Origin of the sequence: Bosea sp. (in: a-proteobacteria), assembly GCF_023953965.1 — a bacterium.
GTDB lineage: Bacteria > Pseudomonadota > Alphaproteobacteria > Rhizobiales > Beijerinckiaceae > Allobosea.
On the sequence record NZ_JAMLIX010000001.1, the window covers coordinates 2,296,236 to 2,312,511 of the forward strand.

General features: G+C 67.4%; 13 protein-coding genes. 9 read left to right on the top strand and 4 right to left on the bottom strand.

What is annotated here, in order from left to right; all coding sequences use genetic code 11:
• The first annotated feature begins 254 nt into the window (after positions 1–254).
• From mdh to lpdA, 7 genes are all read left to right on the top strand, one after another.
• Positions 255–1,217, top strand: coding sequence for a malate dehydrogenase (gene mdh / locus M9917_RS10565; protein WP_297253466.1), 963 nt, complete (start codon positions 255–257; stop codon positions 1,215–1,217).
• A gap of 6 nt (positions 1,218–1,223) precedes the next feature.
• The gene (locus tag M9917_RS10570; RefSeq protein WP_297253468.1) at positions 1,224–1,640 is read left to right on the top strand and encodes a hypothetical protein; all 417 of its coding nucleotides are present in this window, start codon (positions 1,224–1,226) and stop codon (positions 1,638–1,640) included.
• Between the two features lie 22 nt (positions 1,641–1,662).
• Positions 1,663–2,859 carry an ADP-forming succinate--CoA ligase subunit beta gene (gene sucC, locus M9917_RS10575; RefSeq protein WP_297253470.1) on the top strand — a complete coding sequence of 399 codons (1,197 nt, stop codon included), beginning with the start codon at positions 1,663–1,665 and terminating at the stop codon, positions 2,857–2,859.
• Positions 2,860–2,868: 9 nt separating this feature from the next.
• Entirely contained in the window at positions 2,869–3,753 is an 885-nt protein-coding gene (gene sucD, locus M9917_RS10580; RefSeq protein ID WP_297253472.1) for a succinate--CoA ligase subunit alpha, read from the top strand.
• Positions 3,754–3,886: 133 nt separating this feature from the next.
• The gene (locus tag M9917_RS10585) at positions 3,887–6,844 is read left to right on the top strand and encodes a 2-oxoglutarate dehydrogenase E1 component (RefSeq protein ID WP_297253473.1); all 2,958 of its coding nucleotides are present in this window, start codon (positions 3,887–3,889) and stop codon (positions 6,842–6,844) included.
• A 103-nt stretch (positions 6,845–6,947) separates the two neighbouring features.
• Entirely contained in the window at positions 6,948–8,216 is a 1,269-nt protein-coding gene (odhB, locus tag M9917_RS10590) for a 2-oxoglutarate dehydrogenase complex dihydrolipoyllysine-residue succinyltransferase (protein WP_297253474.1), read from the top strand.
• 133 nt (positions 8,217–8,349) lie between these two features.
• Positions 8,350–9,747, top strand: a complete 1,398-nt coding sequence (lpdA, locus tag M9917_RS10595) for a dihydrolipoyl dehydrogenase (protein WP_297253475.1) — start codon at positions 8,350–8,352, stop codon at positions 9,745–9,747.
• A gap of 31 nt (positions 9,748–9,778) precedes the next feature.
• Here the strand turns inward: lpdA and folD are convergent, their stop codons facing one another.
• On the bottom strand, positions 9,779–10,639 hold the full coding sequence (folD, locus tag M9917_RS10600; RefSeq protein WP_297253476.1) for a bifunctional methylenetetrahydrofolate dehydrogenase/methenyltetrahydrofolate cyclohydrolase FolD: 861 nt from the start codon (positions 10,637–10,639) through the stop codon (positions 9,779–9,781).
• Between the two features lie 173 nt (positions 10,640–10,812).
• Between folD and M9917_RS10605 the strand changes: the two genes are divergently transcribed.
• Both M9917_RS10605 and M9917_RS10610 read left to right on the top strand, forming a co-directional pair.
• On the top strand, positions 10,813–11,295 hold the full coding sequence (locus tag M9917_RS10605; RefSeq protein WP_297253477.1) for a MarR family winged helix-turn-helix transcriptional regulator: 483 nt from the start codon (positions 10,813–10,815) through the stop codon (positions 11,293–11,295).
• A gap of 94 nt (positions 11,296–11,389) precedes the next feature.
• The gene (locus M9917_RS10610) at positions 11,390–12,283 is read left to right on the top strand and encodes a DMT family transporter (RefSeq protein WP_297253478.1); all 894 of its coding nucleotides are present in this window, start codon (positions 11,390–11,392) and stop codon (positions 12,281–12,283) included.
• Positions 12,284–12,307: 24 nt separating this feature from the next.
• On the opposite strand, the gene M9917_RS10615 is transcribed toward M9917_RS10610, so the two are convergent.
• The 3 genes from M9917_RS10615 to M9917_RS10625 all read right to left on the bottom strand — a co-directional run bounded on the left by M9917_RS10615 (position 12,308) and on the right by M9917_RS10625 (position 16,215).
• Positions 12,308–14,272 carry a potassium transporter Kup gene (locus M9917_RS10615; RefSeq protein ID WP_297253479.1) on the bottom strand — a complete coding sequence of 655 codons (1,965 nt, stop codon included), beginning with the start codon at positions 14,270–14,272 and terminating at the stop codon, positions 12,308–12,310.
• Between the two features lie 79 nt (positions 14,273–14,351).
• On the bottom strand, positions 14,352–15,626 hold the full coding sequence (gene ispG / locus M9917_RS10620; protein WP_297253480.1) for a flavodoxin-dependent (E)-4-hydroxy-3-methylbut-2-enyl-diphosphate synthase: 1,275 nt from the start codon (positions 15,624–15,626) through the stop codon (positions 14,352–14,354).
• 40 nt (positions 15,627–15,666) lie between these two features.
• Positions 15,667–16,215 carry a Fur family transcriptional regulator gene (locus tag M9917_RS10625; RefSeq protein ID WP_297253481.1) on the bottom strand — a complete coding sequence of 183 codons (549 nt, stop codon included), beginning with the start codon at positions 16,213–16,215 and terminating at the stop codon, positions 15,667–15,669.
• Positions 16,216–16,276 lie beyond the last annotated feature (61 nt).

Sequence of the window (16,276 nt, forward strand, 5' to 3'; positions counted from 1 at the left end):
TTCGAGCGCTCGCGTGCAAGTCATTGAAAAACCAGAGCCCGCGCCAGGGGCCTGCATGACCCTCACGCGGGCGCCCGAGAAAAGCCGCTTTTGCGGCGAGGGTTGCGGCAAAAGCCCGCTTTGGGCCAAAGGAACGCACGGTTTGGCCGGCTGGAGCAGGATCGGGAAAAACCGGGAAACGGCTTCTCCCGATCCTGCTCTAACTCTTGGACGAGAGTCGGCTTTTCGCAGCGCCAGGACAAAAGGACTAGGCCATGGCCCGTAAGAAGATCGCCCTCATCGGCTCCGGTCAGATCGGTGGCACGCTCGCCCACCTCGCCGGCCTCAAGGAACTGGGCGACGTCGTCCTGTTCGACATCGCCGAGGGCGTTCCGCAGGGCAAGGGGCTGGACATCGCCGAATCCTCGCCGGTCGACGGCTTCGACGCCGGCTACAAGGGCACGAACTCCTATGAGGACATCAAGGGCGCCGACGTGATCATCGTCACCGCCGGCGTGCCGCGCAAGCCCGGCATGAGCCGCGACGACCTGATCGGCATCAACCTCAAGGTGATGAAGTCGGTCGGCGAGGGCATCAAGCAATATGCCCCGAAAGCCTTCGTGATCTGCATCACCAACCCGCTCGATGCCATGGTCTGGGCGCTGCAGAAGTTTTCCGGCCTCAAGCCGAACATGATCTGCGGCATGGCCGGCGTGCTCGATTCAGCCCGCTTCCGCTACTTCCTCGCGGAGGAATTCCAGGTCTCGGTCAAGGACGTCTCGGCCTTCGTGCTCGGCGGCCACGGCGACGACATGGTGCCGCTGGTGCGCTATTCGGGCGTCGCCGGCATCCCGCTGCCGGACCTCGTCAAGATGAAGTGGACGACGCAGGAGCGCCTCGACGCCATCGTCGAGCGCACCCGCAAGGGCGGCGGCGAGATCGTCAACCTGCTCAAGACCGGCTCGGCCTTCTATGCGCCGGCGGCTTCCGCGATCGCGATGGCCGAGAGCTATCTCAAGGACCAGAAGCGCGTGCTGCCGGCCGCCGCCGCGCTGAAGGGCCAGTACGGCGTCAAGGACATGTTCGTCGGCGTGCCGGTGGTGATCGGCGCCAAGGGCATCGAGCGCGTCGTCCGGATTCGCCTCAACGGCGCCGAGAAGGAGATGCTGGCGAAGTCGGTGGCGTCCGTGCAGGGGCTGATCGACGCCTGCAAGAGCATCGACGCGTCTCTGGCGTGAGCCTGCATGTCGACCGGGCAGCGGCTCGCCGGCCTGTTGCTGGCCGGAACCGCCCTCGCGGCTTCGGCCGCGCAGGCGGCTCCCGTCCGGCAGACCATCGCCGCGGAATATGTCGCGACGGATATCCGGCAGCTCGCCGGTCAACTGGCCGATGTGGCGAGGCTTTGCTGGGTCGGCAAGGATCCTGCGTTCGACGGGATCAGGTTCGATCGGGTCGAGCAGGGGGCGGAACCCACCACCTTCCGGCTGGTCTTCACGGATCAGCGGAAAGCAGCGGTTGCAGGCAAGCGCCATTTGCGCATTCTGACGGGCAAGTCGGGCTCGCTCGTCATGGTCGTGCTCGAACAAGAGAATATCGATGTCTCCGCCGCCGTGACCCGTCACGCCGGTGCCTTGATCAAGCGTCGCTTTTCGCCCTGCTAATCCCAGGCAAAGGAACAACTGCATGAACATCCACGAATACCAGGGCAAGGCCATCCTCAAGGAGTTCGGCGCGCCCATCTCGGCCGGTTTCCCCGCTTTGTCGGTGGCGGAGGCGGTCGAGGCCGCCGGCAAGCTGCCGGGCCCGCTCTATGTGGTGAAGTCGCAGATCCACGCCGGCGGGCGCGGCAAGGGCAAGTTCAAGGAACTGCCGGCCGACGCCAAGGGCGGCGTGCGCCTCGCCAAATCGGTCGCGGAGGTGGAAGCCTTCGCCAGGGAGATGCTCGGCAACACCCTCGTCACCGCGCAGACCGGCCCCGCCGGCAAGCAGGTCAACCGCCTCTATATCGAGGACGGCTCGGACATCGAGAAGGAGTTCTACCTCTCGGCGCTGGTCGACCGCGAGACCTCGCGCATCGCCTTCGTCGTCTCGACCGAGGGCGGCATGGACATCGAGGCCGTCGCCCACGACAGCCCTGAGAAGATCCTGACCTTCTCGGTCGATCCGGCGACCGGCATCATGCCCCATCACGGCCGCACCGTCGCCAAGGCGCTGGGGCTGACCGGCGACCTCGCCAAGCAGGCCGGCGCGGTGCTGACCCAGATCTACAACGCCTTCGTCGCCAAGGACATGGCGATGCTCGAGATCAACCCGCTGATCGTGACCAAGCAGGGTCAGATCAAGTGCCTCGACGCCAAGGTGAACTTCGACACCAACGCGCTCTACCGCCATCCGGACATCGTCGTGCTGCGCGACGAGACCGAGGAGGACGCCAAGGAGATCGAGGCGTCGAAATACGACCTCGCCTATATCGCGCTCGACGGCACGATCGGCTGCATGGTCAACGGCGCGGGCCTTGCCATGGCGACGCTCGACATCATCCAGCTCTACGGCGAAAGCCCGGCGAACTTCCTCGATGTCGGCGGCGGCGCGACCGAGGAAAAGGTGACGGCGGCGTTCAAGATCATCACCGCCGACCCGAAGGTGAAGGGCATCCTGGTCAACATCTTCGGCGGCATCATGAAGTGCGACGTCATCGCGCGCGGCGTCATCGCCGCGGTGAAGGCGGTCGGCTTGCAGGTTCCGCTTGTGGTGCGCCTCGAGGGCACGAATGTCGAGGAAGGCAAGACCATCATCCGCGAATCCGGCCTCAACGTCATCCCTGCCGACGATCTCGACGACGCCGCGCAGAAGATCGTCGCCGCGGTCAAGAAGGCTTGAGGAAGAGACATGTCCATCCTGATCGACAAGAACACCAAGGTCATCTGCCAGGGCTTCACCGGCAAGAACGGCACCTTCCACTCCGAGCAGGCGATCGCCTATGGCACGCAGATGGTCGGCGGCACCTCGCCGGGGAAGGGCGGCTCGCTCCATCTCGGCCTGCCCGTCTTCGACACCGTCGCCGAGGCCAAGGCCAGGACCGGCGCCGACGCTTCGGTCGTCTATGTCCCGCCTCCAGGCGCGGCGGACGCGATCTGCGAGGCGATCGATGCCGAGATCCCGCTGATCATCTGCATCACCGAGGGCATCCCGGTGCTCGACATGGTCAAGGTCAAGCGCTCGCTGTCGGGCTCCAAGTCGCGGCTGATCGGGCCGAACTGCCCCGGCGCCGTCACCGCCGGCCAGTCGAAGATCGGCATCATGCCGGCCAACATCTTCAAGCCCGGCTCGGTCGGCATCGTCTCGCGCTCGGGCACGCTGACCTATGAGGCGGTGTTCCAGACCACCCGCGAGGGGCTCGGCCAGTCAACGGCCGTCGGCATCGGCGGCGACCCGGTCAAGGGCACCGAGTTCGTCGACATGCTCGAGATGTTCCTGGCCGACGACAAGACCGAGTCGATCGTGATGATCGGCGAGATCGGCGGCTCGGGCGAGGAGGACGCGGCGCAGTTCATCAAGGACGAGGCCAGGCGCGGCCGCAGGAAGCCGATGGTCGGCTTCATCGCCGGGCGCACGGCCCCTCCGGGCCGCCGCATGGGCCATGCGGGCGCGATCATCTCGGGCGGCAAGGGCGGCGCCGAGGACAAGATCGCCGCCCTGGAAGCTGCCGGCATCAGGGTCTCGCCCTCGCCGGCGCGCCTTGGAAAGACCTTGGTCGAGGTTTTGAAGGGCTGATCGGTTTCCGGGCGCACCCGCAAGGCGTGTGCCCGGAACCCATGACTCAGGTCGCGGCAGCAGGGAGGCTGTCGCGGTTTTGAATCCCGGGCTCCGGCGGAGCCGGTTCCGGGATGACGGAGGAGATAGACGAATGGCTCGCCTGGACATCAACGAGGCTTTCGCGCAGACCGGCTTCCTCTATGGCGGCAACGCCGCCTATATCGAGGATCTCTATGCCCGCTACGAGGCCGATCCGAAATCGGTCGACGAGCAGTGGCAGAGCTTCTTCGGCGCGCTGAAGGACGACAAGAAGCTCGTGCTGGAGAACGCCAGGGGCGCTTCCTGGAAGCGGCCGAACTGGCCGGTTCCCGCCAGCGGCGAGCTGGTCTCGGCGCTCGACGGCAACTGGGCCCAGGTCGAGAAGGCGGTCTCCGACAAGCTCGGCGCCAAGGCCAAGGCGGCCGGCACCGCGCTTTCCGCCGCCGACGTGCAGCAGGCGACGCGCGATTCGGTGCGCGCGATCATGCTGATCCGCGCCTACCGGATGCGCGGCCATCTCTACGCCAATCTCGATCCGCTCGGCATCGAGAGCCGCACCGACCATGAGGAATTGTCGCCGGCCGCCTTCGGCTTCGGGCCCGACGACCTCGACCGCAAGATCTTCATCGACAACGTGCTCGGCATGGAGTTCGCCACCATCCGCGAGATGGTCGCGATCCTGGAGCGGACCTATTGCGGCACGGTCGGCATCGAGTTCATGCACATCTCCGACCCCGAGCAGAAAGCCTGGCTGCAGGAGCGCATCGAGGGGCCGGACAAGGAGATCGCCTTCACCCGCGAAGGCAAGCGGGCGATCCTGAACAAGCTGGTCGAGGCCGAGGGCTTCGAGAAGTTCCTCGACCTGAAATACACCGGCACCAAGCGCTTCGGCCTCGATGGCGGCGAGTCGCTCGTCCCCGCGCTGGAGCAGATCATCAAGCGTGGCGGAGCGCTGGGCCTGCGCGACATCGTCTTCGGCATGGCCCATCGCGGCCGCCTCAACGTGTTGACGCAGGTGCTCGGAAAGCCGCATCGGGCGCTGTTCCACGAGTTCAAGGGCGGCTCCTTCGCGCCCGACGACGTCGAGGGCTCGGGCGACGTCAAGTACCATCTCGGCGCTTCGTCGGATCGCGAATTCGACGGCAACAACGTCCATGTCTCGCTGACCGCCAACCCCTCGCATCTGGAGATCGTCGATCCGGTGGTGCTCGGCAAGGTGCGTGCCAAGCAGGACCAGTTCGGCGACATCGTCGAGCGCACCAAGGTGCTGCCGCTGCTGATCCATGGCGATGCCGCCTTCGCCGGCCAGGGCGTGGTGGCGGAGTGCCTGGGGCTCTCCGGCCTCAAGGGCCACCGCACCGGCGGCTCGCTGCATTTCATCATCAACAACCAGATCGGCTTCACCACCTATCCGCGCTATTCGCGCTCCTCGCCCTATCCGTCGGATGTGGCGAAGATGGTCGAGGCGCCGGTCTTCCATGTGAACGGCGACGATCCGGAGGCGGTGGTCTTCGCCGCCAAGGTCGCGATCGAGTTCCGGCAGAAGTTCCACAAGCCGGTCGTGATCGACATGTTCTGCTATCGCCGCTTCGGCCATAACGAGGGCGACGAGCCGGGCTTCACCCAGCCGCTGATGTACCGCAAGATCCGCGGCCACAAGACGACGCTGGAACTCTACGGCGCCAAGCTCGAGGCCGAGGGCGTGATCCAGCCCGGCGAGCTCGACGAGATGCGCGCCGCCTGGAAGGCGAGGCTCGAGGTCGAGTTCGAGGCCGGGCAGAGCTTCAAGCCGAACAAGGCCGACTGGCTCGACGGCCGCTGGGCCGGGATGAAGGCGATCCGCGCCGACGAGGACGATCCGCGCCGCGGCGCCACCGGCGTGCCGGAGGCGGTGCTGAAGGAGATCACCGAGAAGATCACCTCGGTTCCCGCCGGCTTCAACCTGCACCGCACGATCCAGCGCTTCCTCGACAACCGCAAGAAGGCGGTCGAGAGCGGCGAGGGCATCGACTGGGCGACCGCCGAGGCGCTGGCCTTCGGCTCGCTGCTGCTCGACGGCAACCCGGTGCGGCTCTCCGGCCAGGATTGCGAGCGCGGCACCTTCTCGCAGCGCCATTCCGTGCTGATCGACCAGGAGACGGAGGCCCGCCACACCTCGCTCAACCATATCAGCGAAGGCCAGGCTCGCTACGAGGTCATCAACTCGATGCTCTCGGAAGAGGCCGTGCTCGGCTTCGAATACGGCTACTCGCTGTCGGAGCCGAACGCGCTGACGATGTGGGAGGCGCAGTTCGGCGACTTCGCCAACGGCGCGCAGGTGGTGTTCGACCAGTTCATCTCGTCGGGCGAGCGCAAATGGCTGCGCATGTCCGGGCTCGTCTGCCTCTTGCCGCACGGCTACGAGGGCCAGGGGCCGGAGCACTCCTCCGCCCGCCTCGAGCGCTTCCTGCAGATGTGCGCCGAGGACAACATGCAGGTCGCGAACTGCTCGACGCCGGCGAGCTACTTCCACATCCTGCGCCGGCAGCTCAAGCGCGACTTCCGCAAGCCGCTGATCCTGATGACGCCGAAGTCGCTGCTGCGCCACAAGCGCTGCGTCTCCGACCTCAGCGAACTCGCCGAGGGATCGAGCTTCCATCGCGTGCTGGCGGACGATGCCGAGCGCGGCCGCTCGACCACCAGGCTCGTCAAGGATTCGAAGATCCGCCGCGTCGTGCTCTGCTCGGGCAAGGTCTATTTCGACCTGCTGGAGGAGCGCGAGAAGCGTGGGCTGGACGATGTCTACCTGATGCGCGTCGAGCAGCTCTATCCCTTCCCGCTGAAGACGCTGGCGCAGGAGCTGGCGCGCTTCAAGGGCGCCGATGTGGTCTGGTGCCAGGAGGAGCCGAAGAACATGGGCGCCTGGACCTTCGTCGAGCCCTATCTGGAATGGGTGCTCGGCCATGCCGGCTCGAAGTCGAAGCGGCCGCGCTATGTCGGGCGCCCGGCTTCGGCCGCGACCGCGACCGGCCTGATGTCCAAGCACACCGCCCAGCTCCACGCCTTCCTCGACGAGGCTTTCGCGGCCTGACCGTCATAAGCGGACCGGGCCCTCAAACCCGGTCCGGTCTTCCCGCCTTTCGGGCTCGAGGCTCGAAACGACCGCCAGAGAACGACATAAACAGAGGCCTGACATGGCGACCGAAATCCGCGTACCCACCCTCGGCGAATCCGTGTCCGAGGCGACCATCGGCAAGTGGTTCAAGAAGCCGGGCGAGGCGGTGAAGGCCGACGAGCCCCTTGTCGAGCTCGAGACCGACAAGGTGACGCTGGAGGTCAACGCGCCGGCCGCCGGCGTGCTCGGCGAGATCGTCGCCAAGGAAGGCGACACCGTCGGCGTCAACGCGCTGCTCGGCTCGATCAGCGAGGGCGCTGCCGCCGCCGCGAAGAAGGACGATGCGGCCGTGGCGCAGGCCGCCGGCAAGGCCGGCTCCGAAAAGCTGGCCGATGCCGAGAAGAAGACCGCCGCCGTCGCCGGCGAGCCGCCGGTGAAGCCGGCGACCAAGGCCGCCGATTCCGGCCCGGCCGTGGCGCGGCTTTCCGCCGAGAGCGGCGTCGACCCGGCCTCCGTCCCGGCTTCGGGCAAGGACGGCCGCGTGACCAAGGGCGACATGCTCGCCGCGATCGCGACGGGCGGTGCCGTCGCTCCGGCCGCCGCGTCCGCGCCGGCTGCGATCCGCGCCCCGTCCGCGCCGGACGACGCCTCGCGCGAGGAGCGCGTCAAGATGACGAAGCTGCGCCAGACCATCGCGCGCCGCCTCAAGGAAGCCCAGTCCAACGCCGCGATGCTGACGACCTTCAACGAGGTCGACATGTCCGGCGTGATGGCGCTGCGCAACCAGTACAAGGACGTGTTCGAGAAGAAGCACGGCGTGAAGCTCGGCTTCATGGGCTTCTTCGTGAAGGCCTGCGTGCAGGCGCTGAAGGAGATCCCGGCCGTCAATGCCGAGATCGACGGCACCGACATCATCTACAAGAACTACTACCATATCGGCGTCGCGGTCGGCACCGAGAAGGGCCTCGTCGTCCCGGTGGTGCGCGATGCGGACGAGCTTTCCATCGCCGGCGTCGAGAAGAAGATCGGCGAGTTCGGCCGCAAGGCCCGCGACGGCAAGCTCTCGATCGAGGAGATGCAGGGCGGCACCTTCACCATCTCGAACGGCGGCGTCTACGGCTCGCTGATGTCGACCCCGATCCTGAACGCGCCGCAATCGGCGATCCTGGGCATGCACAAGATCCAGGAGCGCCCGGTCGTGGTCGCGGGCAAGATCGAAATCCGGCCGATGATGTATCTCGCGGTCTCCTACGACCACCGCATCATCGACGGCAAGGAGGCGGTGACCTTCCTCGTCCGGATCAAGGAGGGGCTGGAGGACCCGGCGCGGCTCGTGCTCGATCTGTGACCGCTCTCGTCGGCGGTCCATTCCGGCGTCATGCCCGGGCTTGTCCCGGGCACCCACGACTTTCCTTCCGGCCTCCGAAGACGTGGATGGTCGGGACAAGCCCGGCCATGGCGGGCAGCAAGAGGCTCTAGAGATGTCCTACGATCTCGTCGTCATCGGAACCGGCCCCGGCGGCTATGTCTGCGCCATCCGCGCCGCCCAGCTCGGCCTCAAGGTCGCGGTGGTCGAGAAGCGCAAGACCCATGGCGGCACCTGCCTGAACGTCGGCTGCATCCCCTCCAAGGCGCTGCTGCACGCTTCCGAGATGTTCGAGGAAGCCGGCCATACCTTCGACAAGCTCGGCGTCGTCGTCGGCAAGCCCAGGCTCGACCTCAAGGCGATGATGGCGCACAAGCAGGAGACGATCGACGCCAACGTCACCGGCGTCGGCTTCCTGTTGAAGAAGAACAAGATCGACGCCTTCCACGGCACGGCCTCGATTCCTGCCGCCGGCAAGGTCGTCGTCACGGCTGGCGACGGCAAGACGCAGGAGCTCGCGACCAAGAACATCGTCATCGCGACGGGGTCGGAATCGGCGCCGCTGCCGGGCGTCGCCGTCGACGAGAAGACCGTCGTGACCTCGACCGGCGCGCTCGAGCTCGGTTCCGTGCCGAAGGAGCTCGTCGTGGTCGGTGCCGGCGTGATCGGGCTCGAGATCGGCTCGGTCTGGGGCCGGCTCGGTGCCAAGGTCACGGTCGTCGAATATCTCGACCGTATCCTGCCCGGCATGGACGGCGAGGTCGCCAAGCAGTTCCAGCGCATCCTGGAGAAGCAGGGCTTCAGCTTCCAGCTCGGCTCCAAGGTCACCAAGGTCGAAACGGCTAAGAAAGGCGCGACCGTCACCGTCGAGCCCGCCGCCGGGGGCGAGGTGAGGGCGCTCAATGCCGATATCGTGCTCGTCGCCATCGGCCGCCGTCCGAACACGGAAGGGCTTGGCCTCGACAAGGCCGGCGTCGCCACGGAGAAGGGCCGCGTCGTCATCGACGATCATTTCAGGACCAATGTGCCGGGCATCTACGCGATCGGCGACGTGGTGCGCGGGCCGATGCTGGCGCACAAGGCCGAGGACGAGGGCGTCGCGGTGGCCGAGATCATCGCCGGCAAGGCGGGCCATGTGAACTACGACGCCATTCCCGGCATCGTCTACACCGCGCCCGAAGTCGCCGCGATCGGCAAGACCGAGGAAGAGCTGAAGGCGGCCGGCATCGCCTACAAGGTCGGCAAGTTCCCGTTCACGGCCAATGGCCGGGCGCGGGCCATGCGCCATACCGAGGGCTTCGTGAAGGTGCTGGCGGATGCGGCAAGCGACCGCGTGCTCGGTTGCCACATCATCGGCCCCCATGCCGGCGACCTGATCGCGGAGGTGACGGTGCTGATGGAGTTCGGCGGTTCGGCCGAGGACCTCGCCCGCACCTGCCACGCACACCCGACACTGTCGGAGGCGGTGAAGGAAGCAGCCCTCGCGGTGGACAAGCGCCCGATCCATATGTGATCGGCGCGCGCGGCGCATCGGCCGAAGAGGCTCACCCCCGCCGCGCCTCGAATGCCGTCAGCGTGTTGCGCAACAGGCAGGCGATGGTCATTGGGCCGACGCCGCCGGGGACCGGCGTGATCGCGCCGGCGACCTTCACGGCTGCGGCGAAATCGACGTCGCCGGCGAGCTTGCCGTCGGGCAGGCGGTTGATGCCGACGTCGATCACGGTGGCGCCGGGCCTGATCCAGTCGCCCCCGACCAGGCGCGGGCGCCCGACGGCGGCGATGACGATGTCGGCGCGCTTCACCACCGCGGGCAGGTCGCGCGTGCGCGAATGGGCGATGGTGACGGTGCAGTCGGCCTGCAGCAGCAATTGCGCGACCGGGCGGCCGACGAGCTCCGAGCGGCCGATCACCACCGCTTCCAGCCCCGAAAGCGAGGGCAGCGTCTGCCTCAGCAGCAGCATGCAGCCGAGCGGCGTGCAGGGCACGAGCCCCGGCTTGCCGCCGGCGAGCCGGCCGGCATTGACCGGATGCAGCCCGTCGACGTCCTTGGCCGGGTCGATGGCGTCGATGATGCGGCCGGCGTCGATATGCTTCGGCAGCGGCAACTGGACGAGGATGCCGTCGACGGCATCGTCGGCGTTGAGCTGGGCGAGCTTGGCGAGGAGCTCCGCCTCGGTCGTCGCGGCGGGCAACCGGTGGGCGACCGAATTCATGCCGGCCGCGACGGCGAGCTTTTCCTTCGAGGCGACATAGACCTTGCTCGCCGGATCCTCGCCGACGAGGACGACATGCAGGCCCGGCACAAGCCCGCGCGCGGCCCTGATCGCCGCGACCTCGCGGCCGATCCCGGCCCTGAGCGCGGCGGCAGCGGCCTTGCCGTCGATGATGCGGGCTTCGCCGATCATGGGTCAGATTCCGTGCTTCGTGGTGATGCCGTCCTCATGCGCGATCCCGCCGGCCCGGACAAGCCCGAATGCGACCGCAGGCGATGGCGAGCGATTGTCATACCCATGTCATGTTCGCGCGCGAGGACGCGAGCCGGCGAAGCATCTTGCCATCCGCCCGAGGGACCGGCTCCATGACCAAGGCAATCGAGAAGAGCGTCGGCCGGGCCCTGCTCGTCACCGCAAGACTGCACCGCTCGCGGATGGGCGAGCGGCTGAACGGGCTCGGGCTGTTTCCCGGGCAGGAGCAGGCGCTGAAGGCGCTGCAGGAAGCCCCGATGACGATGGGCGAGCTCGCGGCGCTGCTGCGCGTCAAGCCGCCGACCGTGTCCAAGACGATCGGGCGGCTCTCGCTGCAGGGCCTGGTGGCGCGCGAGGGCGGCAACCGCGACGGGCGCCTCGTCCAGGTCGCGCTGACGGAAGAGGGCCGCAAGACGGCGGCCGAGCTCGACGCGGTCTGGAACGCGGTCGAGGAGGAACTGCTCGACAAGCTCGACGGCAAGGAGCGCAAGCAGTTGCGCAAGCTCCTGCGCAAGGCGGCGAAGGGCCTCTCCAAGGCCGGCGCCGAGCCGGACGATGGCGACGCCGATCTCGACGACGCCGAGAACGATGCCTGATTTGCGCATGGAGCGCATGCTCCGGCGTGCTGGCGGCGCCGGCTAAATCAGTTCAAACCTGCTCTCGTCATTCCTCCAAAACATGGCGAGGCCCGTGCCGCTTCCTTCAGAGGCGCCTTCCGAGACCGGCCGCGCGCGAATCGCCGCGATCGGCCTGATGTGCGCGGCCGTTCTGGTGCTCGCGCTGCTCGACACCAGCGTGAAATGGCTGAGCCAGTCGATGAATCCGCTGCAGGTGGTGTTCGCGCGCTCGGTCGGCGGCATGATCCTGGTCCTGGCCGTCCTCAATCCGTGGACGCATCCGGGCGTGCTGCGCACCTCCCGTCCCTGGCTGCAAGGGGGCCGCTCGCTCCTGATGTTCGGCACGACGCTGTTGAACTTCATCGCCTTGCGCTATCTCCAGCTCGCCGAGACGACGTCGATCATGTTCGCGGCGCCGTTCGTGGTGGCGCTGGCATCGGGACCCCTGCTCGGCGAATGGCCGGGGCCGCGGCGGCTCATGGCGATCGCGGTGGGTTTCCTCGGCGTGCTGGTAGTGACGCGGCCGGGGTTCGGCGCCATGCATCCGGCGGCGCTGCTGAGCGCTGTGGCCTGCCTGTGCTATGCCTTCTACGCGCTCGCGACGCGGGTGCTGTCGGGCCATGATTCATCGCAGACCACGATGGTCTATTCGGGCGCGGCGTCGGCGCTGGCGACCATCCCGCTCCTGCCCTGGATCTGGGAGACGCCGCAGACGCCGTTCGTCTGGCTGATGATGTTCGTGCTCGGCGTACTCGGCAGCTTCGGCCACTGGCTCCTGATCCTGGCGCATCGCCTCGCCCCGGCGACGGTGCTGGCGCCCTTCGTCTATTCGCAGATCGTCTGGATGCTGCTGCTCGGCTGGCTCATCTTCGACCACTTGCCGGACCGCTGGACCTTCGCCGGCGCCGGCATCGTCATCGCCTCGGGGCTTTATCTGCTCTACCGCGAGCGGGTGGTGAGGCGGTAGGCGGCAGGACCGGCCGCCTTCGCGTCAGACCATGACCTGCGTGCCGACCTCGACGACGCGGCCGGTCGGGATCTGGAAGAAGCTCGTCGCGTCGGTCGCGCTCTTGGTCAGGCCGATGAAGAGATTGTCCTGCCAGACCGGCATGCCCGATTGCGGCGAAGCCTTTATCGAGCGGCGCGACAGGAAGAACGAGGTCGACATGATGTCGAACTTGAAGCCCTGCTTGCGCAGCATCGCCAGGCCCTTGGGCACGTTCGGGCTTTCCATGTAGCCATAGACCATCTCGACCCGCCAGAAATCGTCGGTGATGCGGGAGAGGCGCACGCGCTCCTCCTCGGCGATGTGCGGCGTGTCGGCCGAGCGCACGGTCAGGACGACGTTGCGCTCGTGCAGCACCTTGTTGTGCTTGAGGTTGTGCAGGAGCGAGGCCGGCGCGGTCTGCGGGTCGCTGGTCAGGAAGACGGCCATGCCCTTGACGCGCACCGGCGGGCTCTTGGACAGCATGGTGACGAGCTCGAGCAGCGGCACGTCGGTCTTGCGCGTCTTGTCGAACAGGATCCTGGTGCCGCGCATCCAGGTCCACATGATCAGCGTCAGCGCCATGGCGAGCAGCACCGGCACATAGCCGCCATGGAGCAGCTTCAGCATGTTGGCCGAGAAGAAGGCGACGTCGACCAGCAGGAAGGGCAGGATCAGCGCGGCGGTCGCCGGCAGGCTCCAGCCCCAGTGGCGGCGGATGACGATGGAGGCAAGCAGCGAGGAGACCACCATCGTGCCGAAGACCGAGATGCCATAGGCATGCGACAGGCTGGAGGAGGTGCGGAACGACCAGACGAGGATCAGCACGACGACGAGCAGCAGCAGGTTGACGCGCGGCACGTAGATCTGGCCCGAGGTCTGCTCGGAGGTGTGCCGGATCTCCATGCGCGGCAGAAGGCCGAGCTGGATCGCCTGCCGCGTCAGCGAGAAGGCGCCGGTGATGACCGACTGGCTGGCGATGATCGTCGCGACCGTCGCCATGATGACGAAGGGCAGCAGCAGGCCCTGCGGCGCGAGCCGATAGAACGGATTGTCGATCGCCGTCGGGTCGGAGAGGATCAGCGCGCCCTGGCCGAGATAGTTGAGCCACAGGGCCGGGAAGACGACATAGAGCCAGGCGCCGCGGATCGGGCCCCGGCCGAAATGGCCCATATCGGCATAGAGCGCCTCCGCCCCGGTGACGGCCAGACAGACCGAGCCGAGCACGGCCAGCGCCACACCGGCATGGTCACGGAAAAAGAGCAGTGCGTACCAGGGATTGATCGAGCGGAAGATCTGGGGGTCGTCGGCGATGTGATAAATGCCGAGCCCGGCGAGCGTCAGGAACCAGACCAGCATGAGCGGCCCGAACAGGGTTGCGACGCGGTGGGTGCCGTGGCTCTGCATGACGAACAGGCCGATCAGGATCACCGAGGCGATCCAAAGGATGTAGTCGTCGAGCGCAGGCGTGACGAGCTTCACGCCCTCGATCGCCGAGAGGACGGAGATCGCCGGGGTGATGACGGTGTCGCCGTAGAACAGGCCGGCGCCGATCATTCCGAGCAGCAGGGCGACATGGCTGCGGGCACGGCCCAGGCTGCGCTGGGCCAAAGCGACGAGAGTGAGGATGCCGCCTTCGCCGTTGTTGTCGGCGCGCATCAGCAGCACGACGTATTTGAGCGTCACTACGACCACGAGCGACCACAGTATCAGCGAGAGCACGCCGATGACGACCGTCGGGGGAACCGAGGCGTTCTCCACGCCGCCGGTCGCGGCCAGGATCGTCTCGCGCAGCGCGTAGAGCGGACTCGTGCCGATGTCGCCGTAGACGACGCCGAGCGCGCCCAGCGCCAGCGCCGCGAAGCCCGCCTTGCCGTGCCCCTGGCCGCCGTTCGAATCGGATCCGGGGTCGAGCCCTAAGCGGGAATCCTCCGGTCGGGCGGTCGCGGAATTCGGGTTCTCATGCCCCATAGGGGATCTCCGCGCATGCTGCGGTGCAGCGAAAGGCTGGGGCCTCTAGCACGTTGCGGGTGAGCGCGCAAAGGAGGGATCAGCGGGCGGCGCCGGATCCGGCGCCGAAGCGTCGCTCGACATAGCTTGCGACCATTATCTTGAACTCCGCCGCGATTCCTGCGCCGCGCAGCGTCGCGACCTTGCGGCCGTCGACGAAGACGGGGGCGGTCGGGGCCTCGCCGGTGCCCGGCAGCGAGATGCCGATATCGGCGTGCTTGGACTCGCCGGGGCCGTTGACGATGCAGCCCATCACCGCGACGTTGAGGCCCTCGACGCCGGGGAAGCGTTCCTTCCATTCGGGCATGGAGGCCGAGATCCAGTCCTGGATATCCCGGGCGAGCTCCTGGAACACGGTCGAGGTGGTGCGGCCGCAGCCGGGACAGGCGGCGACCAGCGGCACGAAGGCGCGGAAGCCCATGGTCTGGAGCAGCTCCTGCGCCGTCTTGACCTCGAGCGTGCGGTCGCCGCCGGGCTCGGGCGTCAGCGAATAGCGGATGGTGTCGCCGATGCCCTCCTGGAGCAGGATGCCGAGCGCGGCGGAGGAGGCGACGATGCCCTTCGAGCCCATGCCCGCCTCGGTCAGGCCGAGATGGATCGCATAGTCGGCGCGGCTCGCCAGCATGCGGTAGACCGTGATCAGGTCCTGCACGCCGGAGACCTTGGCGGAGAGGATGATCTGGTCGCGCCCGAGCCCGATCTCCTCGGCGCGCTCGGCCGAGAGCAGGGCCGACTGCACCATCGCCTCGCGCATGATGGCGCGCGCGTCGAGCGGGCGGATGGCGCGGGCATTCTCGTCCATCAGCGCCGTCAGCAGCTCCTGGTCGAGCGAGCCCCAGTTGGCGCCGATGCGCACCGGCTTGCGATGCTGGATCGCGAGCTCGATGATCTGGGCGAACTGCTTGTCCTTCTTGTCCTTGAAGCCGACGTTGCCGGGGTTGATCCGGTATTTCGCCAGCGCCTGCGCGCAGGCCGGATGGTCGGCGAGCAGCTTGTGGCCGATATAGTGGAAATCGCCGATCAGCGGCACGTCGACGCCGATGCGGTCGAGCCGCTCGCGGATCCGCGGCACGGCGGCGGCGGCCTCGTCGCGGTCGACGGTGATGCGGACGAGCTCCGAGCCCTGCCGGGCGAGCGCGGCGACCTGCGCCACCGTGGCGGCGACATCGGCGGTGTCGGTGTTGGTCATCGACTGCACGACGATGGGCGCGCCGCCGCCGACGACGACATTGCCGATCCTGACCGGGACGGTGAGCTGGCGACCCAACGGACCGGCGCGCTCCGGCATCAGGTAGGAGAAGGCACGCTCGTTCATGCGGGCTGCTCTAGAGGTTGCCCATGACCATGGGAAGACATCACGAACCGGTGCTCCGGCAATGCTCGCAGCGGCCGACGATCTCGACCATCTGGTGAGAGGGTGAGAATTGCCGCGTTTCGGCGATGGCCGCCACCGCTTTCTTCATGGCGGGCGAGGAATCCTCGTCGACCCCGCCGCAGGATTCGCAGATCAGGAAGGCGACGACCTCGTTTACGCCATGGCCGTGCAGGCAGGCGACATAGGCGTTCTTCGACGACAGGCGGTGGACGAAGCCCTGCTCGACCAGGAAGTCGAGCGCGCGGTAGATCGAGATCGGCGCGAGCCGGCGCCCGCCTTCCGGCGAGAGCCGGTCGGCCAGGTCATAGGCGCCGACCGGGCGATGGTCGGCATGGAGCGCCTCCAGCGCCTGCCGCCGGATCGGGGTCAGGCGCAGGCCCCGCTCGCGGCAGATGCGCTCGGCCCGGGCAAGCGCTTCCGCCGCATGGCGGCGATGCTCGTCGGCATGGCGGCAGGCCCCGTCGCCATGGTCATGGGACGCATGGTCATGGCCACCGTGGGAATGCGCATTCGGCTGCATTTTCGTCATGTTGCGTTGCGAAGACTCATCGGGCAACCTGCGCGATATCCGTCGGTGCATTGCCACGTCC

What these genes read in the sequence shown, in the direction of transcription:
- mdh (WP_297253466.1), top strand. Translation starts at nt 255, where the DNA reads ATGGCCCGTAAGAAGATCGCCCTCATCGGCTCCGGTCAGATCGGTGGC.
- M9917_RS10570 (WP_297253468.1), top strand. Translation starts at nt 1,224, where the DNA reads ATGTCGACCGGGCAGCGGCTCGCCGGCCTGTTGCTGGCCGGAACCGCC.
- sucC (WP_297253470.1), top strand. Translation starts at nt 1,663, where the DNA reads ATGAACATCCACGAATACCAGGGCAAGGCCATCCTCAAGGAGTTCGGC.
- sucD (WP_297253472.1), top strand. Translation starts at nt 2,869, where the DNA reads ATGTCCATCCTGATCGACAAGAACACCAAGGTCATCTGCCAGGGCTTC.
- M9917_RS10585 (WP_297253473.1), top strand. Translation starts at nt 3,887, where the DNA reads ATGGCTCGCCTGGACATCAACGAGGCTTTCGCGCAGACCGGCTTCCTC.
- odhB (WP_297253474.1), top strand. Translation starts at nt 6,948, where the DNA reads ATGGCGACCGAAATCCGCGTACCCACCCTCGGCGAATCCGTGTCCGAG.
- lpdA (WP_297253475.1), top strand. Translation starts at nt 8,350, where the DNA reads ATGTCCTACGATCTCGTCGTCATCGGAACCGGCCCCGGCGGCTATGTC.
- folD (WP_297253476.1), bottom strand. Translation starts at nt 10,639, where the DNA reads ATGATCGGCGAAGCCCGCATCATCGACGGCAAGGCCGCTGCCGCCGCG.
- M9917_RS10605 (WP_297253477.1), top strand. Translation starts at nt 10,813, where the DNA reads ATGACCAAGGCAATCGAGAAGAGCGTCGGCCGGGCCCTGCTCGTCACC.
- M9917_RS10615 (WP_297253479.1), bottom strand. Translation starts at nt 14,272, where the DNA reads ATGGGGCATGAGAACCCGAATTCCGCGACCGCCCGACCGGAGGATTCC.
- ispG (WP_297253480.1), bottom strand. Translation starts at nt 15,626, where the DNA reads ATGAACGAGCGTGCCTTCTCCTACCTGATGCCGGAGCGCGCCGGTCCG.
- M9917_RS10625 (WP_297253481.1), bottom strand. Translation starts at nt 16,215, where the DNA reads ATGACGAAAATGCAGCCGAATGCGCATTCCCACGGTGGCCATGACCAT.